The sequence below is a fragment of the Spirosoma flavum genome (assembly GCF_042686045.1).
Lineage (GTDB): Bacteria > Bacteroidota > Bacteroidia > Cytophagales > Spirosomataceae > Spirosoma > Spirosoma flavum.
In genome coordinates, this window is sequence record NZ_JBHUOM010000019.1 from 542866 (window position 1) to 563614 (window position 20749).

The 20749-nt window shown below is 48.9% G+C and carries 19 protein-coding genes; 11 read left to right on the forward strand and 8 right to left on the reverse strand.

The genetic code is table 11. From position 1 onward, the window contains the following. The first annotated feature begins 28 nt into the window (after positions 1-28). From ACFS25_RS19220 to ACFS25_RS19240, 5 genes are all read left to right on the forward strand, one after another. On the forward strand, positions 29-1069 hold the full coding sequence (locus tag ACFS25_RS19220) for a DUF4097 family beta strand repeat-containing protein (RefSeq protein WP_381504236.1): 1041 nt from the start codon (positions 29-31) through the stop codon (positions 1067-1069). 112 nt (positions 1070-1181) lie between these two features. After that, on the forward strand, positions 1182-1529 hold the full coding sequence (locus ACFS25_RS19225; RefSeq protein WP_381504238.1) for a hypothetical protein: 348 nt from the start codon (positions 1182-1184) through the stop codon (positions 1527-1529). 141 nt (positions 1530-1670) lie between these two features. After that, on the forward strand, positions 1671-4778 hold the full coding sequence (locus tag ACFS25_RS19230; RefSeq protein WP_381504240.1) for an FAD-binding and (Fe-S)-binding domain-containing protein: 3108 nt from the start codon (positions 1671-1673) through the stop codon (positions 4776-4778). A gap of 89 nt (positions 4779-4867) precedes the next feature. After that, positions 4868-5872, forward strand: a complete 1005-nt coding sequence (locus ACFS25_RS19235; protein ID WP_381504242.1) for a hypothetical protein — start codon at positions 4868-4870, stop codon at positions 5870-5872. A gap of 124 nt (positions 5873-5996) precedes the next feature. Then, positions 5997-6677, forward strand: coding sequence for a 3-keto-disaccharide hydrolase (locus ACFS25_RS19240; RefSeq protein ID WP_381504243.1), 681 nt, complete (start codon positions 5997-5999; stop codon positions 6675-6677). A 57-nt stretch (positions 6678-6734) separates the two neighbouring features. Here the strand turns inward: ACFS25_RS19240 and ACFS25_RS19245 are convergent, their stop codons facing one another. The 5 genes from ACFS25_RS19245 to arfB all read right to left on the reverse strand — a co-directional run bounded on the left by ACFS25_RS19245 (position 6735) and on the right by arfB (position 14191). Continuing rightward, positions 6735-8612: a glycoside hydrolase family 127 protein gene (locus ACFS25_RS19245; protein ID WP_381504245.1), complete on the reverse strand. Its 1878-nt coding sequence runs from the start codon at positions 8610-8612 to the stop codon at positions 6735-6737. Positions 8613-8729: 117 nt separating this feature from the next. After that, positions 8730-9536 (reverse strand): polysaccharide deacetylase family protein, encoded by an 807-nt coding sequence (locus ACFS25_RS19250; protein WP_381504247.1) that lies wholly within the window; start codon positions 9534-9536, stop codon positions 8730-8732. An 11-nt stretch (positions 9537-9547) separates the two neighbouring features. Then, a complete protein-coding gene (locus ACFS25_RS19255) occupies positions 9548-12205 on the reverse strand; it encodes an alpha-L-rhamnosidase (RefSeq protein ID WP_381504249.1) in 2658 nt (885 codons plus the stop codon). Between the two features lie 116 nt (positions 12206-12321). Continuing rightward, entirely contained in the window at positions 12322-13782 is a 1461-nt protein-coding gene (locus ACFS25_RS19260) for a sulfatase family protein (RefSeq protein WP_381504251.1), read from the reverse strand. 7 nt (positions 13783-13789) lie between these two features. Then, complete coding sequence (gene arfB, locus ACFS25_RS19265; RefSeq protein ID WP_381504253.1) at positions 13790-14191, reverse strand: alternative ribosome rescue aminoacyl-tRNA hydrolase ArfB; 402 nt, start codon at positions 14189-14191, stop codon at positions 13790-13792. Between the two features lie 264 nt (positions 14192-14455). Between arfB and ACFS25_RS19270 the strand changes: the two genes are divergently transcribed. The 5 genes from ACFS25_RS19270 (at position 14456) to ACFS25_RS19290 (ending at position 16945) form a co-directional block, all read left to right on the forward strand. Then, positions 14456-14830, forward strand: coding sequence for a hypothetical protein (locus tag ACFS25_RS19270; protein WP_381504255.1), 375 nt, complete (start codon positions 14456-14458; stop codon positions 14828-14830). A gap of 19 nt (positions 14831-14849) precedes the next feature. Next, a complete protein-coding gene (locus tag ACFS25_RS19275; RefSeq protein ID WP_381504257.1) occupies positions 14850-15557 on the forward strand; it encodes a hypothetical protein in 708 nt (235 codons plus the stop codon). A gap of 269 nt (positions 15558-15826) precedes the next feature. Then, a complete protein-coding gene (locus tag ACFS25_RS19280) occupies positions 15827-16174 on the forward strand; it encodes a hypothetical protein (RefSeq protein WP_381504259.1) in 348 nt (115 codons plus the stop codon). 68 nt (positions 16175-16242) lie between these two features. Continuing rightward, positions 16243-16593: a hypothetical protein gene (locus tag ACFS25_RS19285; RefSeq protein ID WP_381504261.1), complete on the forward strand. Its 351-nt coding sequence runs from the start codon at positions 16243-16245 to the stop codon at positions 16591-16593. A gap of 1 nt (position 16594) precedes the next feature. Continuing rightward, positions 16595-16945, forward strand: coding sequence for a hypothetical protein (locus ACFS25_RS19290; RefSeq protein WP_381504262.1), 351 nt, complete (start codon positions 16595-16597; stop codon positions 16943-16945). A 54-nt stretch (positions 16946-16999) separates the two neighbouring features. Here ACFS25_RS19290 and ACFS25_RS19295 read toward each other — a convergent pair whose 3' ends face one another. The 3 genes from ACFS25_RS19295 to ACFS25_RS19305 are packed head-to-tail and all read right to left on the reverse strand — an operon-like array spanning position 17000 to position 20040. Further along, positions 17000-18259: an FG-GAP repeat domain-containing protein gene (locus tag ACFS25_RS19295; protein WP_381504264.1), complete on the reverse strand. Its 1260-nt coding sequence runs from the start codon at positions 18257-18259 to the stop codon at positions 17000-17002. Between the two features lie 43 nt (positions 18260-18302). Then, on the reverse strand, positions 18303-19148 hold the full coding sequence (locus ACFS25_RS19300) for an MBL fold metallo-hydrolase (RefSeq protein ID WP_381504265.1): 846 nt from the start codon (positions 19146-19148) through the stop codon (positions 18303-18305). A 31-nt stretch (positions 19149-19179) separates the two neighbouring features. Further along, complete coding sequence (locus tag ACFS25_RS19305; RefSeq protein WP_381504267.1) at positions 19180-20040, reverse strand: SDR family NAD(P)-dependent oxidoreductase; 861 nt, start codon at positions 20038-20040, stop codon at positions 19180-19182. Between the two features lie 103 nt (positions 20041-20143). Between ACFS25_RS19305 and ACFS25_RS19310 the strand changes: the two genes are divergently transcribed. Beyond that, complete coding sequence (locus tag ACFS25_RS19310; RefSeq protein ID WP_381504269.1) at positions 20144-20710, forward strand: hypothetical protein; 567 nt, start codon at positions 20144-20146, stop codon at positions 20708-20710. The last annotated feature ends 39 nt before the right edge of the window (positions 20711-20749 follow it).

The window sequence follows — 20749 nt, forward strand, 5'->3', positions numbered from 1 at the left end:
ATCTTTACTACATAAACAGATAAGCCACATGAAACGCAACCAGTTTCTCCTGACCCTACTAAGCGCAAGTACACTCGCGCTGACATCCCTCGCCAGCAATCCTAACGACGACCGCGATACGCCTTATCAGATTAAAACCTTTTCGGGAAATATCAATGCGGTGCGGGCCGAAACCTCGGGCGGCAGTCTCACTATTGAGGGTGGTTCGACAGGTACGAAAGTCGAGATGTTTGTGCGGGCCAACAACTGGAACGACAAACTCGACAAAGCGGAAATCGACGAGCGTCTTAAAGATTATGACATTACTATTGCCCAGGAAGGCAGTACGCTTGTGGCCATCGCTAAGCATCGGGGAATGAATACCAATTGGAAAAAAACGCTGAGCATTAGTTTCAAATTCTATACACCCCGCAACGTCGCTACCGATCTACGCACCTCGGGCGGAAGCATTCAACTCTCTTCACTGACGGGTACGCAAAAGTTCCGTACTAGTGGTGGTAGCCTGAACCTAACAGACCTAGAAGGCGACATTAACGGACAGACGTCTGGTGGTTCTATCAACATGGACCGTTGCCGAAAAGATATTGACCTTCAAACCTCTGGCGGAAGTATTGAAGCGAAAGCCTCGTCGGGTAAGATGCGTCTGCATACGTCGGGGGGCAGCATCCGGCTTACGGAACTGAAAGGTAATATCGACGCTCAAACCAGCGGAGGCAGTGTGAATGGGGACGACATCGAAGGCGAAATCAAAGCAAATACTTCAGGCGGCTCAGTGCGGCTTGCTAATATAGCGGGTAGTGTTGACGCCAGTACGAGTGCCGGTGGCGTTGATGTGAGTATTGTGAAGTTGGGCGAATACGTTCGACTGACGACCAGCGCGGGCAACGTTCGCGTAAAAATGCCGCTCGACAAAGGAATTAGCCTGAATTTGAGCGGTAATAACATCAAAATTCCTTTAAGTAATTTCAACGGCGACACCGAAAAAGATCGCATTAAGGGTACGTTGAACGGAGGTGGCATTCCAGTAACGCTTTCGGCCAGCAGCGGAAGTGTTTATGTGAATCAGTAACAAACAGCCGGAACGCACAACGCTATAGTATGGCGTTCGGAGCAAGAATAATTTACGTCTATTATGTTATAACTTGGAGGCTCTACCGAACACTCGGCAGGCCTCCTTTTTTATGACCACTTCCTTCTTCGACCGTCGACTGTTGCTCAACTTGGGCTTAACGCTTATCAGTAGCACCATAATTTTACTCTGCATTAAAGTTGCTCCATCAATCCATCTTCCCTACTTGATAGCTGCGGCCTTTGCAACGGGACTGGGTTTTCTGGAGCCGCGTAAGGGCTGGTTTCTAGCCGTGGTGCAAGCTGCTCTAATCTGGATCGGCTATGTGATTTTCGCACCGACACCCGACGGCACCGCCGACCGTGACGTTGAGAATTTCGGTCTCTATGGCTCAATGATTCTAACGTTTGTAGGCAGTTTTATTGGTGGACTGTTGAAGCGGACACTCGACCGGGGATAGACCGTATATGTTATCAAAAAATCGGTAAGGTGAGTTTTCGCAATAGATGTGATTTTAGCCGATTGATGACAGACCATCGCTGATTCCACAAACGCGTCTCGGTTTTAGTATCTTTACAAGACGTTAGATGCTTTTGCTACTATGTTTCGCCTTTCCCAAAAACCTTCCTTTGCCAGCCTGTTGCCCTCCTTCGAAGGTGATCTATACTTTGATGATTCGCCCGAACACACGGCCCAACGGATACTGTACTCAACCGATGCGTCAGTCTATCAGGAAATGCCAATAGCGGTGGCTTTACCCAAATCCGTTGTCGACATTAAGCGGGTGTTGCGATTTGCCCAACAGTATGAACTAGGGCTGATTCCGAGGGCAGCTGGTACCTCGTTGGCGGGGCAAGTTGTAGGAAGCGGCATTGTGGTTGACATTTCTAAGTATTTCGGTAAGATTCTGGAGGTCAACGCCGATGAGCAGTGGGTACGCGTTCAGCCGGGTGTGATTCGCGATGACCTCAACGCATTTATAAAGCCCCACGGTCTGCTATTCGGACCCGAAACGTCTACGGCTAGCCGGGCTATGATTGGCGGCATGATTGGCAATAATTCCTGCGGCTTGCACTCCATCATCTGGGGCACAACCCGCAACCATTTACTCGAAGTTAGGGCAGTGTTGAGCGACGGGGCCGAAGTCACTTTTGGCTCACTCACCCGCGACCAATTCGATGCGAAATGCCGGGGCGAAAACGTCGTGAGTCCGCTTGAGCAACGACTTTACGTCCAGTTCCGCGACTGGCTCTCAAAACCCGACGTTCAGCAGCATATTTGTGAAGGGTATCCCAAACCAACCGTCACCCGGCGGAATACGGGCTACGCGCTGGATGCTTTGGTTGACTTTTTTAGTAACGAGTCTTTGGTCATTCCGCCGAGTGAGAAATCTTCGGGTGAGGCAACTAATCCTGTTGACGGAGATTCCTCCTTACGTATCGGCAGACCGTCAAAAGTGAGGACGTTCAACTTCTCGCAGCTCATTGCCGGTTCTGAAGGGACACTTTGCTTCATCACCGAAGCTAAATTGAACTTGTTGCCCCTGCCGCCCAAAGAAACGGCTTTAGTCTGCGCTCACTTTGACACTATCCGCCAATCGCTTGAAGCCAATTTGGTGGCGTTGGCGCATGGTTGTTCGGCGTCGGAATTAGTAGATGACTACATTCTGCAACTAACCAAAACCAATATTGAACAAGCCAAAAACCGAACATTCGTAGAAGGCGATCCAAAAGCCATTCTGATGATTGAGTTTTTCGATGAAACGGTGACGGGCGTCGAGAAAAAGGCTGCGGATTTCGTGACCGCGTTACGTCAAAAGAACCTCGGATACGCTTACCCGACTCTTTTCGATACCGATACGCAAAAACCCTGGGCATTACGCAAGGCCGGGTTGAGTATCATGTATAATATCCCCGGCGATAATAAACCGGCTAATGTTATTGAAGACACCGCCGTAGATGTGCACGACTTGCCCGACTATATTGATGAACTGGACCGCATGGCCTGGGAACAACACAGTCTGAAACTCGAATATTCGGCCCATGCCGGGGCTGGTGAAATTCACGTCCTGCCACTCATTAACCTTAAGTCGTCGGAGGGTCGGGCCAAGTTTCGGGCGTTGCTTATGGACACGGCTCAGTTGGTCAAAAAATATGGCGGTTCACTCTCTGGCGAGCATGGCGACGGTCGCTTGCGGGGCGAATGCATTGCGTTTATGCTCGGGCCGGAAAATTACCAGTTGTGCAAAGAGGTAAAAGCCCTTTGGGACCCGCACAACACCTTCAATCCCGGCAAGATCGTCGATACGCCCCCCATGAATGAGTCACTTCGCTCGGAAGCCGACGTGGTGATTCCACAGCCCAAAACCGTGTTCGACTTCTCTCAGGATGGCGGCTTACTGGAACTTGCGGAGAAATGCTCCGGCTCCGGCGACTGTCGTAAAACCGAAATTTCGGGGGGGACGATGTGCCCAAGTTACATGGCTACCCGACGCGAGCACGACACCACGCGGGCGCGGGCCAATATTCTGCGCCACTTTTATAGCAACACGAATAAACCGACCGAACACGATTACGAAGCGGTTAAAGACGTGCTGGATTTGTGTTTATCCTGCAAAGCCTGCAAAGCCGAGTGTCCGTCGAGCGTGGACATGACCAAGATGAAGGCCGAATTTACACAACAGAAATATCGTGAAACGGGCATTCCATTACGGGCGCGGCTAGTGGGTAATTTCACAAAACTGATGTCGCTGGCGAGCATTGTTCCCTGGATTTACAATTCGATCTACGACAGCCCTGCCCTGCGCCGGATGGCGAACCGCGCCGTTGGGTTTCACCCCGACCGCACCATGCCGGAGTTGGCAGGAACGACGTTACGAAAATGGTGGTGGCAACAAAAACGGGATGAGAACGAGAGAATCGGTCGGCAAAACCGATCTGCTTATTCATCATCGTCTCTCCCTGCTTCGGCTGAATCACAACCAAGGTCCGTTCTGCTTTTTGCTGATGAATTTACAAATTACAACGACGTCGCAGTTGGGCAGAAGGCGATTCAGTTGCTTGAGCGATTAGGGTATGTCGTTACGATTCCTGAACACGTTGAAAGTGGCCGGACGTACTTATCAAAAGGGTTGGTAGAGGATGCCAAGAAAATAGCTATCCGTAACGTGACATTACTCAAAGACCTTATCACCGACAAAACGCCCTTAATCGGTCTTGAGCCATCAGCCATTTTAACCTTCCGCGACGAATATCCTGACCTTGTTCCAGCCGAATTAAAAGATGACGCGCAACGTATTGCTAAAAACGTTTTCCTATTTGAAGAATGGCTCGCCCGAGAAGTAGATGCCGGGCTCATTGACCGAAGTCTGTTCACGACAGAGGCTCAGGTGGTGAAAGTTCACGGCCACTGCCATCAGAAAGCCCTTTCGTCAATGATTCCGGTCAAAAAAGTGCTCTCACTGCCCTTAAACTACAACGTGCAATTGATTCCGTCGGGTTGCTGCGGTATGGCGGGTTCATTCGGTTATGAAACTGAGCATTATGATCTGTCGATGCAAATTGGTGAGTTGGTCTTGTTTCCGGCTGTGCGGCAGGCCGAAAACGCTATTATTTCAGCAGTGGGTACCAGTTGTCGTCATCAAATTAAAGACGGAACTGGCCGTAAAGCTCAACACCCTGCCGAGATTTTGTTTGATGCGCTGAAGTAACGAGTCTGGAAACCCGCGTAACCGAAGGTTAAGCCAAACCTTTTCCACTCCCAACAGTTCTCAATAGACCTAAAATAGTCACAATAATCATGGAAAATAACGAAAATCTTAGTGATGGAGCCAGGCAGGCTGATATCGTCTCGAGCGAACATGCTGAAACGATGTTCAGTGCCGACCAGGCCGAAACCAATATGGTGAAGTTGGTAGATGGCAAATTAGTCGCTACCGGCCACACAGAATCTGATGTTTCAGACGACATGCCCCGAATTCGGTTGGGTAGCGATGAAGAACGGGCGTTGGAGGGTGACGATAAAAAGAAATACGAAAATTCAGAAGCAGCCTTACGGGCGGGCACCATGTTCGACCCATCTGTTATGCCTGACGACCCTATTGCCGTTGGCGATATTACCGGAAATCCGGATGCAGGCTCAACGGTTAACACAGGTTTGCCTTCTGAAGATGAACCCGAAGCCACACCAACTAATTCATTTGGAGGTTGGAACTTCATTACCAGCGGAAATAATCCAACGGGAGATATGATTCCGGCAACGCCGGGTGCACCTGACCCAACACAACCCACACCGGGTATTCCCGAAACACCGCCCTACAATCCGGTTCCCGGTCCCGAAGTTCCAGAACTGCCCGGCACGCCAAGACCGGCTGTACCGGAAATTCAGGAACCTGATCAGCCAGACCGTTCGTACGAAATTAATGCGCGCACATTGAGCACGTTCACATCGTCAATAGCGGGTGTAGCACCGACAAACGAACCAAAATCGGGCGAACCAGTAGAAGGAACGCAGTACGAAGGGTTGGCCGCCGGACCAGACGATCAGGGTATGGAAGACAAACCCGATACCGGCGACTCGGCGCACCCGTATGATGTAAATGCTAAAGATACCGCCGAAAATCAACCGGGTGAGCGGCCTGAAGAAGCGAAGGAAGCCCAGAAATTTCCCCGTGAGATGGCCGACGAAAGCAGCATCACAGCGCAGGACATGATTTCAGGACCAGATCGTTCTGATCAGAAATCAACGGATGGGCTCGATCGAAAATACAACGATCCGCAGGCCGCCCGTGAGCTGGCAAGCTAGATAAGAAGAAAATGTAATGCGGCTGGGAAGCTTCGCTTGAGAATGTCATTACACTCATCTCAAAGCGCGGTTTTTCAGCCGCATTACGTTTTTCCCTACCTTTAATCCCAAAATACTAAACTACATGAAAAAGTTAATCATTCCCTGTCTGCTGCTTAGTGTAATCGCTTTAGCAGCTCCGCCAAAATGGACATCCCTGTTCGATGGAAAGACAATAAAAGGCTGGCATAGCTACCATAAAGATGGCGTTGTGGGTTGGTACGTTGAAGATGGTGCCATGACCCCCGACGGTACGGGTGGAGACCTCGTAACGGATAAAGAATACGAGAACTTCGAGTTGGAATTCGAATTCAAGGTCCCGAAAGGCAGCAATAGTGGCGTTGTCTACAAAATAATTGACAGCCCTGATATCAAATCAACATACATGTCTGGCCCTGAATATCAGGTGATTGACGACAAAGGCTATTTGGACAGTGACGGTAAGCCTTATAAATTGAAAGATACCCAAATGACCGGCGCTGACTACGATATGATACCACCATCGGACTTTACCGTTGCGAAAACGCCCGGTGAGTGGAACAAAGGCCGCATTGTCGTTAACAAAAATCACGTTGAGCACTTCCTGAACGGCAAAAAATTAGTGGAGTACGAATACGGTTCCGACAACTGGAAGACATTGGTTACCAAAAGCAAATTCGCCAACTGGCCCTACGCGACGCCCCACGCTAAAGGCAAAATTGCCCTTCAAAATCACAGTCCTAAAGAGCGCGTCTGGTACAAAAACGTGCAGATTCTGGAGTTGTAGTTCTGATTCAACAGTTCTTAAAAGCCGTCGTGAACGCTAAGCGCACGACGGCTTTTTCTATTTTCTTGGATCGACCGACTGCGGCAGCCAAACCCGAAAACGTGACTGATCGTCGAGCGTGTTACCGGCAGATGCATAATCGCAAAATAGTATTGGCACTGGCTTATTATCCCCTTCTTTATGCGATTCAAGCAGGAAAGGGGTTTCAAACTGCATCCACATTCCATTTTGATTAAGTTTAGCTGTCTTTAAGTTCAGGTATCCTTCTTTGTCGAGTACAGGACTAATGGTTTCATCCACGTTTGGGCCAGCCAGCCGAGTATCCCGCGTAAGCACAATCGGCCCGCGTACAAGGGCAATATTTTCGGGTAGTTCGCCCAAGTGTACAACCCGGCCACGCATGTCCAGTACCAAACTAACCTGATCTCCGGCTTGCCAGATTCGGCTTATTTCGGTGTACTGGCCCGATGTTACGTCAGAAACGGGCCGCCCATTTATCGTTACTGTCGATTGCGTACTCCAGGCTGGAATACGCACCCGAAGAGTTAACTTCTCCGCTTTTGGAATAGCCAGCTTTAGCGTGATTGTGCCTGAAACCGGGTAATCTGTTTGCTGAATCACGTCAGCAGATTGCCCGGTAGGCGTTTGTGTATGGTACACCCCTTCCGCAAAGAAATTGACCTGAATCCCGACTTTGCTACTCATAACAGCCGTAAGCGGAAGCGTAAATAACCCTCTCGGTCCGCTGGCTACGCAGCAGTTAATTCCCATTCCGCACTGTTCGCCACCTTCCAGCCGTTGCCCCGCCAGTGGCGTATATTTCGTCCAGTCAGATCCATCAGCTTTCATCGAACCCAGCAAGGCATTGTAATACGTTTGTTCAATCGCATCGGCATATTTCGCTTCACCCGTCAACCGTAGTAACTGCTGGCTCAATTTAATCCAGGTTGCCGTCACGCAGGTTTCCTGATAGTGATTGATCGACAGAGTTTGCAGGCGTTTACCGCCAAACCAACATTCGACGCTTGAGCCGGAACCAGCCAGATTAATTTCGGTATCGCGAATGTTTTCCCAGGTTTTTTCAACGGCAATTCTGTACTCACGTTTCCCCGTCAGGCGGTACAATTCCAGTAGCCCTTCGTAGCACGACATCATTTCGTACGCCTTCTGTCCCTGCTCCCAACCGAACCAGTTTTTGGGTTTCGGAAACCGCTTGGCAACGTCAACAGTTGCTTTAGTAATTAACTGTGGCCCCTCGGCAGATTCCCACTGACGAACAATTTCCTCGGCAAAATCAAGGTAGCGTTTATCTCCCGTTCGCGCATAGAGCAGACAAATAGGCTCCATCACGGATGTAGCAGCCATGCCCCGGTGATTACCCTGTTTAACGAGCAAGGCTTTTTTACTGGCCAGTTCACCCATCAAGTGATCGGCTACTTTGCGGGCGGCTTCCAGACTTTTTTTATCTTTTGTGAGGTCATAATAAGCGAGCAAACCCAGCATACAATATTTCCGCCCCCATATGTCCCACTGCTCCAGTCGGTTCGCTTCGGTATAATTGCCAATATAGCCATCGGACGTTTGCGTAGCGATGAGTTCCGTTACGGCCTTGTCAAGTACCGCTTTGAGCGCAGGCTCAGGACGGTAGCGATACGCTAAAACAGCAGACGTAAACCACTTTCCCCAGAATTCACTTTGCCAACAGCGGGTTTCGGTTCGGTTTCGAAAAGGCTCAACAAGGCGGTTTACGTCCTGAGCCAGAATACGATTCTGATAGGAAGCATCCAGTTTTTCACCGACAAAGCCAGTCATCTGAGCAGCCGTTGCGGTTTGCAATTGGTCAAAAACAGCCGGTTTAACAAGGGGTTGAGCGGTGACAGCAGCCATGCCAATCAACATACCGACTGCGATTATTGACTTACGATAAAACCGCATACGCATTATCTGCTGGTTTAAATGAGATTATTTTCTTGTCGGTGGTTGTAATGTCAGTTGGGTCAGCAGGGCAATTTCAAACCTGACACCGTAAAACGCTAAAGCCTGACTTCACTGTTACTTCGTTGGTAGAGAGATCAATCGAACAGCCTGTTCACTGTTGACATAGCTCAATAAATCTCGCATAGAAATCACCTTGTACTGATTATCGTGCAGGAACTTCATATACTCTTCAAAGAGAGCAGGCGGAATATTTACCCATGGATGGGCAATGTCGGGCACGCCATGAATCGTCCACACAACCACTTTCCCGTTTTTAGCTTCTTGTAGGCTGTGCATCATAATTTCCTTATTGGAATCAGTCATACTATAACTGGGAACCAACAAGGGATGGTCGATGGCGGGGTCATAGGCCCGGTCGCCACCGACGCGGGCAAACTGGTATTTCTTTTCGGCCAATACATCAAAGGCAATTGGACTTGTAAAGTAAGCAGGATAAGCAAACGTGACGGGTTTGCGAATATGATTTAGTTTGCAAAGGATTTCCAGCGAGTCTACCTCATTGGTAAGCTGCGGTTTTGATAGCTTAGCGAGGTTTTTGTGGGTAAATGTGTGATTACCAATTTCGAAACCCACTCGGTCTACCTGACGGATTTGTTCCCAAGTCAGGTACTTCGTTTTATCGGCAAAATCAGGGGCAAACTCGCAGACATAAAACGTACCCCCGAAGCCGTACTTTTTCAGGATCGGAGCAACAAACGTAGCGTGTGAACGGCTAGCATCATCGAATGTCAGGACAATAAGTTTATCGGGAATGGGTTTCCGAAGAACTTGCGCCCAGCCATTACTCACAAACAGCAAGAAGGCCAGCGTCAGACATAGCAAATGGATGACAAATCTATTATACGTTCGGCGGTTTTGCATGACAGATTAAGTTATAGAGTAACGTCAAATTGATATGTTCCGGCCTGTAGTTTCTGGGAAGCTGCTGAGTTCGGCAGCTTGAGCGTAGCCGTCGAGTTTGGCGGAATCGTGACAGAATACGTAACACCTTTACCCGACCGTTTCCACAACGACCGTATCATACCCTGTGGACCATTATGTGTGGCCTCAAAATGATCGAGACCCGTTACAAAGTGCGGTTCTAAAAGTACGTTTTTGAACCCTGGCTGCATCGGGTCAGGCTTGATTCCGCCGAGGGCTTTATAATACCAGGCACCAATTTCGCCAAACATAATATGGTTCATTGAAATGTCACTTTTGGCATCAATTGGCCAGTTTTCGTAGAGCGTTGTCGCACCATTGGCAATCCACCAACCCCAGGATGGAAACGTTTCCTGCGAAGCAACTTTATAGGCCAAATCAGAATGACCGTTTTCGCTAAGTGCATTCAGAATGGCTTTAGTCCCCAACAACCCCACGTCGATATGATTATTGTCTTCTTCTACGCGTTTGGCCAAATTAGCTGCCACTTTGCTTTTCAGTTCGTCGGGCACCAAGCCCCAAACAAGCGGTGTGCTAAGTTCAGTTTGCAAACCACTGCCGTAACTGCCGGTTTCTTTGTTTAAATATTTGGCATTAAACGCGTTTTTGATCTTGGTAGCCAGAGCCGAATACAGACCAGAGTCTCCTTGTTTACCCAGCAACTTCGCCGTTTTCGCCAGAATAGATACATCAGTGAAGTAATAAATGGACGACGTAAACTCGACCGGCGATTTAGATTTCACCGGAACCCAATCGCCTAAACCCCACGAAGTCAGGCCCGACGGACTTTGCTCGTTGATGTGGTCAACATATCGTTTGATGTTATTGTAGTTATCCGCCAATATTTTATTGTCGCCGTAGAATAGGTAAATATTCCAGGGAATAAGGGCGATTGTGCTCGTCCAGTCGGGACCATTGCCCCATTCGTAGCCCCAGCCACCCGTCGGAATAATGGACGGCAATACACCGTTCGGTTGCTGTTCGTCGCGGTGATCAGCCAGCCATTTTTCGTAAATAGTGATGCCGTCGAAATTGTAAAGCCCCGTTTCAATCGCGATATGAGCGTCGCCCGTCCAGCCATTTTTCTCCCGCTGCGGACAATCAGTAGGATAGCCAAACAGGTTCGATAAATAGGAATTATTGGTTGCCCACCAGATTTTATCCAGCGTTGGATTTGCCGATTTTACTTGTCCCGCAACTGGTACATCGCTGTGCATAAAATAGCCCGTCAAATTCTCTTTAACCAACTCAATGGGATGACTGCTAGTCACTTCAACGTATTGAAAACCTTTATAATTGAAATGCGGCATGAACGTTTCTTCACCTTTTCCACTTAGGATAAAAATGTCGGTTTGGAACGGGTCGGTGGTATCGGTTGGGCGGTAATGCGCGTCAATATTGGACTGGTCTACCCGACCATTTTTGTACAGCCGTTCGGCATGTTTCAGGCGAAGCGTAGTACCCGCCAGACCTTTCACCCGAATCTGGCTAACACCGGCAATCGTTCGGCCCAGGTCATAAACAAAAACGGTATCGTTGATTTTGGTGATGCTTCGGGCCGGAATGGTCTCAACGTTTCGAATAGGATGAACAGCCTGAGCAACGATGTTTGTAGAAGGGGCGGCCCGATAAATTATATCCTTCCACTTCGAATCGTCAAATGGTACGGTATTCCAGCCGGGTTGTTCCAGTCGAGCGTCGTAATGTTCGGCGGTGTAAATGCTGTTAAAAATAATTGGGCTTAAGGCTGTTTTCCAGTCTTTACCAGACGTAATAGTTTCGACAGAACCATCGGTATAAGTGATGCGCAGATCCAGACAGAAGGTGGGCCGTGCTCGCCAGGGGGCTTTATCAAAAAACCAAACGGCCGTTGATTGGTGGTTGTACCAGCCATTGCCCAGCAAGACACCGATGGCGTTCTTGCCGTTTTGGAGTTGCGACGTCACATCGTAGGCGACATATAACGTACGGCGATCAAAGCGGGTGTACATGGGGTCCAGTCGGTGATTTCCCACTTTCTTCCCATTCAAGGACAATTCGTACAAGCCACCAGCCGCAATGTAGGCCCGCGCCGATTTGATTTTCTTCGTTGTCTCAAATGTCTTTCGAAAATAAGGAGCCGGTTTCAGCGCGACATCGGTACCATCGCTAATCCAGGAACCCTGCCAATTTTTGCTGTTCATCAAGCCGGTTTCAAAACTGGCTACCGACGAAGCCGACGGTTTCCCATCTTTATCCCAGGCATCAATCCGCCAATAGTATTTGGTGAACGGCTGGAGCGTTTTTCCGGCATACGTACTCAGTTGAGTATCTAACATTACCTTACCCAATTGCCAGACGTTTGCTTTTCCCCGGCTAACCTCGACCGAATCCGTACCGACATACAGTTGATAAGCCGTTTGCTTCGCTCCTTTTCGCGTATCATCCAGCCGCCATGACAGCCGTGGTGCGGGCGCATCAATACCGAGGGGATTAAGTAAGTGCTCACATGTCAAACCAACGGGCGTACAAGGCGGAGCCGCGTAGGATTGAAAAGTGGCAAAAAGGGCTTCTACAAAAATCAAGACGATCAGGAAGGCAGCGTTATTAGTTCTTGGCAAAAAGGTCATGGGGTGTTAGCTACAGTTAGGAGTTAGGGACAAGATTAATTAGCGGATTCTAAAGACACCGCTTTATAAATGTCTGTTTGAGCCTGACAAATTCAACATCCGGGTAACATCATTTATCAGTTAGTGATACGTCCCGGTTCGCGAACATTGGCACCAGTGCGTTTCTGTAAATCATCGCCCAAATCGACTCTGGCTTCTTCGGCCAGTTTTTCCAGTTTAGCGACCAAATCAGGATGCTGTTGCTGAACGTCATACCGTTCGCCCGGATCACGACGGAGATCATACAAGGCCGTCGCAAATTCATGGGTCTCGGTGCTTGGTCCCGGTAAACCACCCTGCCCAGGCAGGAATCCTTCATACGTTCGGCCAGGATGAGCAAACACCAGTTTCCAGTCGCCTTGCCGGACGGCTTCCAGGCTGTTTTTCCGGTAGTAATAGTAAAAATGATCGCGGGGCGTCACCGTATTATCACCTTTCAGCAACGCAACCCAATCGACACCATCAATTCGTTTTTTAGGCAATTTCGCTCCACAGAGCTTAGCCACTGTCGGCAGAATATCCATCGTCGTCAGCAACTTGTTGCATACCCGACCGGCTGGAACCACGCCTGGCCAGCGAACCAGACAGGGAACGCGATGACCGCCCTCAAATGATGTTCCTTTGCCTTCCCTGAAACCGCCCGATGAGCCTGCATAGTCGCCATAGTTTAGCCAGGGGCCGTTGTCACTGATGAAAATAACCAGCGTATTTTTATCCAGACCCTGTTGTTTCAACTCCCCTAAAATCTGCCCAACCGACCAGTCCAATTCGGTCACTACATCCCCGAAAATACCACGTGTCGTTTTCCCTTTAAACCTGGCCGAAGTAGCCAGCGGCACATGCGGTAACGGATGCGGTATGTACAAAAAGAATGGCTGCTTCTTGTGCTTTCGAATGAATGAAATGGCCCGTTCTGTAACGGTTGATGTGATTCGACCGGCATCGTCTAAATTCTTGATTTCCTGCCGGGGTTCGTTGCCGTCAATCCAACGCAGAGATGGGTAATGAGCGTTAGCCTGGTTAGGATGAAGCGGCCACATATCGTGCGAATAGGGTACGCCATAATACTCATCGAACCCCTGTTGTAAAGGCAAAAACTGTTGCTTATCTCCCAGATGCCATTTGCCAAAAATGCCCGTAGCATAACCGCGCTCTTTGAGCAGATCAGCGAGGGTTTCTTCGTTCGGGTTCAGACCAATGGGCGATGCTGGTCCCAACGCCCCCGAAATGCCCAGCCGATTGGGATAGCAACCCGTCAGGAGAGCCGCCCGCGACGCGCTGCAAACGGCCTGTGCCGCGAGGAAATTCGTAAAACGTGTGCCTTCGGCGGCCATACGATCCAGATTAGGCGTAGTATAACCCAACGCACCCGTACAGGACAAATCGCCATAACCCATATCATCCATAAAAAACAGAACGACATTAGGGGTGCTTGCCGGAACTGGTTTTACTATCCAGGCGCTAATCAGCAGGCCAAAGCCAACGACCATAATGACGCTCAACAGAAGACAAGACGGACGTTTAGAGATTAATGCCATAAATACCCTAATAGTCCACTTTTTTGCGTTTTTCCTTTACATCACCTTTCTGCTTTTTGCCGGAAATGCGTTTCTCGACAGACGCTTTCGACGGTTTCGTCGCTCTGCGGGGTTTGGGTTTTTCAAACGCCTTTTCAATAAGCCGATAAAACTTCTTAGTTACTTTCTCCTTGTTGGCCAACTGCGTCCGCTCGGTCTGGTGAGTCAGCACTAATTCGCCTTCGGTGGTCAGCTTATTGGCTAATTTTTCTTCCAGAGTGGCTCGTTCTTCATTGGTTAATACCGTTGAATTACGCACATCGAACCGTAACTCTGCCTTCGTCGCTACTTTATTCACATTCTGTCCACCCGCCCCTCCACTGCGGGCAAACTGATACTGTACTTCGGGTTGTAAACGTGTGGCATCCATACTTAATCAAGCTAATCTGTGGGTGACTAGAAAAACATGTTCATCCAGCGAACAATCACCAGAGGTGTCGGTTCTTTTCTCAAAACTAATTGATTCAATGTTATGGCTCATCACGATCAACTCCACTCTACCGGACAGATACGGTAACCGCTTCTGGCAATGGTTCGCCATCAGCTAGTTGACGAACGATATTGGAGGATTTTGACAGGGCCTAGCCAAGCATAGCAAGGTGTACAACAAAACAATTCCTTAACGACACAAACTATGATTTCTAACGATGAAAACCAGCTCTCGCTCATTGGGCAGACAGTGAATACATTCGATGGAGCCATTAATGAAACGACCGCTAGCGATGGCTTGTCACTCATTGACAAATGGTTAAATAGACTCGATGAAGCAGGTGATGAAGCTACTGACGACATCGCTGAGACGCTCGAACGGTTACGTCCGGAAATTGATACGGCGCAACGCTACAACCGAATTGACAACCGGCAGATTGCGTCTTTATTGCAGGAACTGATTGAGCAGACCCGGAACGTGGCGGCTTCGGCTGAAGCCAGCGCAGAACAAATGGAACTTTCGCAGTTGATTGCTACACTCGAAAATCTGCACCGGCAAGCAGTCAGTCTTATCCAATAACTCAAAACTACCGATACTCATGGCTATAGATCAGCATGCTTCGAATTTAATTAACATTACCGTAAAAACCTTCAACGGCGACGTAACCAGCATATCTCCACTAGATGGCATTTCGCTTATCGACAGTTGGATTAACTTTCTAAAAACGGACGATCAGGCGCCTGATTCCATTGTCAACAGCCTAAGCGATTTAAAAGCTGAATTGCAACGTGGTAATCTCGACGGTGCGCAAATTCAGCATATCCTGAAAGACCTGACCGGGCAAACATCACAAATTACTAAGTCAGCGAATGCGGATAGTAAACCGGAATTGACCACCTTGTCAGATGCGTTGCAAGGTTTTAGTCAGCTCCTTTACGGGTCTAAAAAAGCGAATACCGGCGGTCAGGCTCCGATGACGAGCACAGTTGGGGGCGAATCAAGTCACAGTGGTACAGAGGCTTCGACTGTAGACACCAATGACGATGACTTCTCGAACCGAAACGGCGGCACGACCAGCAGTGCGCCAACCGTCGATATGGACGACACGACAGGCAGCAACGGTGGTTCGACCGAAGAGCGTCTTTCGGGAGACAATTATGCGGGCAATTCACAAGGAGGTAATGGTGATAATTCGTCGCTTTCACGTTCGTCCCGAAGTGATACATCTCGGGTTGAAGGCATAGGCGTTTCGGGCGGCACCGGCGATTCAGATTCCAGTCAATCGGGAGGCCGGTCGCAATACTAAAGGTTACGAAGAGCAATTCGTGCAGTTGAGCTGACAGGTATTCCTCTATTACTCAACGGCACGAATTGCTTTATATCCCGTTGCCTGGTTCCTTTGGGTGGGTTAAACAAACCATCCTCAGGCGGGTTATTTATTAAAGTACAATCCACCAACGGGGTAAGAACATAATTCTTTCGCCACAGTGCGAAAATACAGTTCTTAGAGGAAACCCTGTATTTTGGCATTGAATTTTCTACCCCTATAGCTACGCAACTCTACAATTTATCAAGATGATGGGATCGAACATTTTGGAGGAGGGCATGCTTAAGGATACCCTTAGTACATTCCGGGATAACAGTCAGGACGCTATTTCACCAGCGCAGGGAATTATGCTTATTGATGGCTGGCTACAGGCATTGCAGGGCGACCCGAATCTGGATCAACTCACAGATCAGCTTAACGAACTTCGTACGGCTTTGCAGGCGGCAAAACCTGATGAGCAGGCTATTCGGGAGTTACTGCTTAGCTTGGCTGACGAAACGCAGGAAATAGCCGAAGCACCCAACTCAGAAGGCACCTGGACGGGTGGACTTGAAAGTTTGTCAAAAATTTTACGAAATTTCGGGAGTAAATCGTAACGTAGCTTTTGTGTTGGGGAGTTGCGGTAATACTACTCTCTACACAAGCATTATTCATTAGATACACTATGGAAGGAACAGAAACCACACTTGAACACCGAATGCTTGCCGATACTCTGGGTGCTTTTGGTGAAGATCATATCACGACCTTATCAGCCGAACAGGGTATCTTGTTACTCGAAGGCTGGCTAAACGCCCTGCAAGGTGATATTGGTGCCGAACGGATTCTGGCAGAAGTAGCTGCCCTTCGTGACCATCTGAAAACCGGCAATTTCGATAGCGAGAAAATCCGGCACCTGCTTCTCAGTATGGCTAGCCACACATCGACACTTTCTCATGAGCCTTCCGTCGATGGGAAAGCAGCCGGTCAACTCACGCAGTTATCCCAGACGCTACGCAACTTTAGTAACCATTTCTGATATGCTCACTCACGAAGAATCGACAACGCTACTGGACTCGACGATGGACGTTCTGGAGGGAGATCTAGCCAACACGACCCCCCAAAGCGGTAAGGGCATTATTGATCAGTGGCTCGCTCAACTTAATCAAGTCGAGAATGCCACGGAAATTTCCGACACGCTCGAACAGGTGAAAACGCAACTGGAAAGCGACCAGATTAACACCGATGAGTTAGTTCAATTGTTCGATACGTTAGCTACACAAACGTCTGAATTTAGCGCCCTTATGGGTTCGGAGGGTGATATTGCCACCCGGCTCGAAGGCATGGCATCAGCGTTGAAATCGCTGGCTGGCCAGTTAAAACATCAGTAACAAATCATTCTCTCTGAGAGACCAATTAGGGTTTTTAGCTCTAATTGGTCTCTTTTATTTTTGTTGATTCCAGTAAATCAGCACGTTCAGGGTTGCCCGACCTGACGCAATCAAGTCCAGATCGCCATCGCCGTCCAGATCAGCCGCTTGCAAATCTTCGCAGGCCATGCGAACGCTGTCATCGAGCGGATAACCTTGCCAATTCTTGGTTTCCTGAGGTTTGAACAAGCGAACCCCGACTTTTTTGTCCGCATTGGGGTTGCGCCAACCCGCCACAATCTGATCGCTGCCGATACCCAGAAAATCACCACAAACCAGCGCATGACCCTGACTAAACATATCGGTAAGGATTGATATTTGCTTATCTGCTGACTGCTTTTTTGGTTTTTTGGCTGAATAAGACCCACTCTCTATCTGCAATAAATTTCCGTGCATTGGTTGAAGTGTAGCAATGGTCTTACCCTTATCTAAGCGTCTGATTTCGCCAATACCTTCCACATTATTGGTCAGCAAAGGCAGTGCGTTACTGGCCGACTCATCGTCTACCGATTGCCATCTCTTTTTGCGCCATTGAAAAATATTTCCGCCTTCTTTGCTGGCTACAATCAAGCCTGTTGTACCGCCATCCTCCCATATTTCAAAATTATGGGTTAAATGCATCGTCGAATCGACCAGATGTCGCGTCCACACCCCACGCGGATTTTTCGGGAACTCATATCCCCAAATCCGAACCCCACGGCCCTGACCCAGTCCTTCGCCCCGGGTTTGGTTGCCTAATCCATGTAGGGGAACAACGATCAGCTGGTAACTATCCTTCCCCACTTTTGCCCAGCGCATCCGGTGCGTTGTTACTTCGTGCGGTAAACGAACAGCCTCCCAAAGTTGGGTCGGGTCTTGTGGACGGATGAGATAAAAAACGGCACCCGATTTTGTGCTATCAACCGTTTCGGCTGGATTCCAACCTGCCCCAACGGCTACTTCTACACGGCCATCGCCGTCGAGGTCGCGGGCAGCAATACAAACGTTATCCTGGGGAGTCAGGTTGGCAGCCATAACATACCGTTTCCATTGACCGTCTTTATTTCCCTGAGCCGGGCGTCCTGGATTTCGATACCACACAAATTCCTTCTGATCGGCCAGCAAAATATCGGCTTTCCCGTCACCATCTACGTCGCCAATAGCCAGTCCGTAACCAATATTAATTTGATTATCGACAACCTGAATTTTAAAATTCAGCGCTTTTTGCTGAGTTGTATCGTTTTGGGCCAGCAGTGGAGAGGTTATTAACAGACAGAAAACTAGGACGTTTTTCATAAAGGAAGTTGTCATACATAAGAAAATGACGGTCTTTCTGATTCTACTGATTTACACGCAGCCGTTCGCCTAACTGCATCACGCGGTAAGGTGTTCCATGCTGTTGACAAGCGTTTACAAAGTCAGCGGGGTCGGCAGTATTGAATTCAAATAAATCGTAATGGTGCGGAATAACCAGTTTTGCCCCAATGTCGCGACCGAGTCGGGCGGCTTCGTCGGGGTTGAGATTGCCCGCCACATGTCGTTCGGGTTTATTTCCATTGATGGGCAGAAATGCGATATCCACGTTAAATGGCCGTAGACTATCAACCATACCGTCGTACCAGAGTGTATCGCCGGAGTGATACACGCGATACGGACCAACCTCTACAATGAATCCCATGAATTTATAATGGCCTTCGGCATCTCGTTCAAGTTCATTGTGCGCAGCCGGAACGCCATGAATCATAAAATCGCCGACAGTGACCGATTGGCCGTCAGTCAAGCCAATCGGCCAATCGAGATCAGTCTGAAGTCGGTCAGCAATGAAAACTCGGTTCGCTTCAGGAATTACAAATTGTACCGTTGGATTAGCGGCTAGTAACGGTAGCAAGGTTTCAGCATCAAGGTGGTCGGTGTGATTATGGCTCGATGTCACAACGTCGATCATATCCAGTCGAAACGGGTCAATTACGCGTTCCGAAATTCGAATATGGGGTTTACTAGTATCAGCGTATTTACGACTCAGGGAATCGGATAGATAGGGGTCGAACAGTAAATGGGTATTGTTATACTGTATCAGGAAACCACTTTGACCAAGCCACCAGATATGTAATGCACCAGGTTGACTACGAGCCGCTTCAATGTCGGCAAGAAGGGTATCGTCTTTTTGAAAAGCGGGCTTGAGCATGATTCATGTGAGTTGTATCAAATCAGGATAATCACGTTGGTTGCCGCAGCCCACTAACCCGTCCCAGAAGCCAATCCAAGGTTTGGGCGGGAAGCAAACGAGGCAGAATCCAACTTGTTAACTTACTCGGCACCAAGGCGTAACGAACACTGGGGCGGGCCGTCTCGTGTATATCGACAATGCGTTCACCTAAATAATCGATAGAAAGGCCCCTATTTTCGGAGGCTTCGACTTGCTTCAAAAACCATTGCATAGCCGGGTAGTAGGCCGTGTTTGCGTACGGGCTGATATCCGTTCCTTTTCCCCATATCGGGGTTTTAACCGCCCCCGGCCCAACCAGAATTACCTTGATACCGAACAAAATTAACTCTCGGCGCAGGCTATGCGTCAATCCCTCTACCGCATGTTTGGAACCAACATAAGCGCCCATGAACGGTATGGCAATCTGACCATTGACCGAACTAATGTTCTGAATTCGGCCCGGCTGAACCGGATGATTTTCTCGCGCACCCAGAAGTGGCAGAAACGCCTGCGTAACCTGAAGTAGCCCCAGCACATTTACATTGAAATGTTGCCGAATAGTAGCCATGGGCTGATACTGTAGCGGCCCGCCAATGGCAATGCCCGCGTTGTTAATAAGACCACCCAGACCACTGCCAGCCAATCGTTCGGTTAGCAACCGGACCGCTGCGGACACGGCTTCGGCGTCAGTTACGTCAAACAAAAGCGGAACAAACGTATCCCCAAACTCGGCCTGCAAGCGATCAGCGTCGGTTTGCGTTCGGACACTGCCAAAAACGGTATACCCACGTCCGATAAAGTGCTTCGTTGCACCGTAGCCGATGCCCGTTGAGACGCCGGTAATTAGGATATTTTTGCTAACAGGTTTCATATTGTAAACATACCTATAATCAGCATCAACAAACGGCTGAAAATTGACGTTATGCTTTTTGGCTGGCCTGTTTGAAACCCCCGGAGCCTACCAACTCTCGATTATGCAGAACATCGAACCTTTCTACGGCTGGGAAAAATACTACACCGCATCGGAAGACGAACGGTCGCCGTTCCACGAGCGGGAGTACAACATGCAGCAGTATGAAAATGATATTTACGGATATTACATTCATCCATTATGGGACGAAATAGGCTCAGAAACGCTCTATTGCAAGATTTTGTTTGCTAATTACGAACGACAGTTTGTAGTGATCGAACTCTTTGGGGAGTGGAATGATACGCTTCACAATGACATCATGTTTCTTAAGCGTCAGGTTATTGACCCGCTTGTGCATGAGGGCATCAAGTATTTTATCCTCGTCAGCGAGAATATCCTTAATTTCCACGGCTCCGATGATAGTTACTATGAAGAATGGTTTGAGGATGTGGAAGATGGCTGGATTGCGGCCATTCACTCGCCGGATTTCATTGAGCGGGAATGGAAAAAATATCACCTTGACTATTATATCAACTTCGGCGGCACCCTTGACCTTGCCAACTGGCGAACCCTCAAACCCGCTGGTCTGTTCGACTTGGTGAATAGCTTGATTGTACGACGATTAGGATAGAAATGAGGTCTTAGAGAGAGCAGTTTTCCGCCTTTCTCC

What these genes read in the sequence shown, in the direction of transcription:
- ACFS25_RS19290 (WP_381504262.1), top strand. Translation starts at nt 16,595, where the DNA reads ATGCTCACTCACGAAGAATCGACAACGCTACTGGACTCGACGATGGAC.
- ACFS25_RS19240 (WP_381504243.1), top strand. Translation starts at nt 5,997, where the DNA reads ATGAAAAAGTTAATCATTCCCTGTCTGCTGCTTAGTGTAATCGCTTTA.
- ACFS25_RS19305 (WP_381504267.1), bottom strand. Translation starts at nt 20,040, where the DNA reads ATGAAACCTGTTAGCAAAAATATCCTAATTACCGGCGTCTCAACGGGC.
- ACFS25_RS19285 (WP_381504261.1), top strand. Translation starts at nt 16,243, where the DNA reads ATGGAAGGAACAGAAACCACACTTGAACACCGAATGCTTGCCGATACT.
- ACFS25_RS19260 (WP_381504251.1), bottom strand. Translation starts at nt 13,782, where the DNA reads ATGGCATTAATCTCTAAACGTCCGTCTTGTCTTCTGTTGAGCGTCATT.
- ACFS25_RS19295 (WP_381504264.1), bottom strand. Translation starts at nt 18,259, where the DNA reads ATGAAAAACGTCCTAGTTTTCTGTCTGTTAATAACCTCTCCACTGCTG.
- ACFS25_RS19235 (WP_381504242.1), top strand. Translation starts at nt 4,868, where the DNA reads ATGGAAAATAACGAAAATCTTAGTGATGGAGCCAGGCAGGCTGATATC.
- ACFS25_RS19300 (WP_381504265.1), bottom strand. Translation starts at nt 19,148, where the DNA reads ATGCTCAAGCCCGCTTTTCAAAAAGACGATACCCTTCTTGCCGACATT.
- ACFS25_RS19270 (WP_381504255.1), top strand. Translation starts at nt 14,456, where the DNA reads ATGATTTCTAACGATGAAAACCAGCTCTCGCTCATTGGGCAGACAGTG.
- ACFS25_RS19275 (WP_381504257.1), top strand. Translation starts at nt 14,850, where the DNA reads ATGGCTATAGATCAGCATGCTTCGAATTTAATTAACATTACCGTAAAA.
- arfB (WP_381504253.1), bottom strand. Translation starts at nt 14,191, where the DNA reads ATGGATGCCACACGTTTACAACCCGAAGTACAGTATCAGTTTGCCCGC.
- ACFS25_RS19230 (WP_381504240.1), top strand. Translation starts at nt 1,671, where the DNA reads ATGTTTCGCCTTTCCCAAAAACCTTCCTTTGCCAGCCTGTTGCCCTCC.
- ACFS25_RS19280 (WP_381504259.1), top strand. Translation starts at nt 15,827, where the DNA reads ATGATGGGATCGAACATTTTGGAGGAGGGCATGCTTAAGGATACCCTT.
- ACFS25_RS19220 (WP_381504236.1), top strand. Translation starts at nt 29, where the DNA reads ATGAAACGCAACCAGTTTCTCCTGACCCTACTAAGCGCAAGTACACTC.
- ACFS25_RS19255 (WP_381504249.1), bottom strand. Translation starts at nt 12,205, where the DNA reads ATGACCTTTTTGCCAAGAACTAATAACGCTGCCTTCCTGATCGTCTTG.
- ACFS25_RS19225 (WP_381504238.1), top strand. Translation starts at nt 1,182, where the DNA reads ATGACCACTTCCTTCTTCGACCGTCGACTGTTGCTCAACTTGGGCTTA.
- ACFS25_RS19310 (WP_381504269.1), top strand. Translation starts at nt 20,144, where the DNA reads ATGCAGAACATCGAACCTTTCTACGGCTGGGAAAAATACTACACCGCA.
- ACFS25_RS19250 (WP_381504247.1), bottom strand. Translation starts at nt 9,536, where the DNA reads ATGCAAAACCGCCGAACGTATAATAGATTTGTCATCCATTTGCTATGT.
- ACFS25_RS19245 (WP_381504245.1), bottom strand. Translation starts at nt 8,612, where the DNA reads ATGCGGTTTTATCGTAAGTCAATAATCGCAGTCGGTATGTTGATTGGC.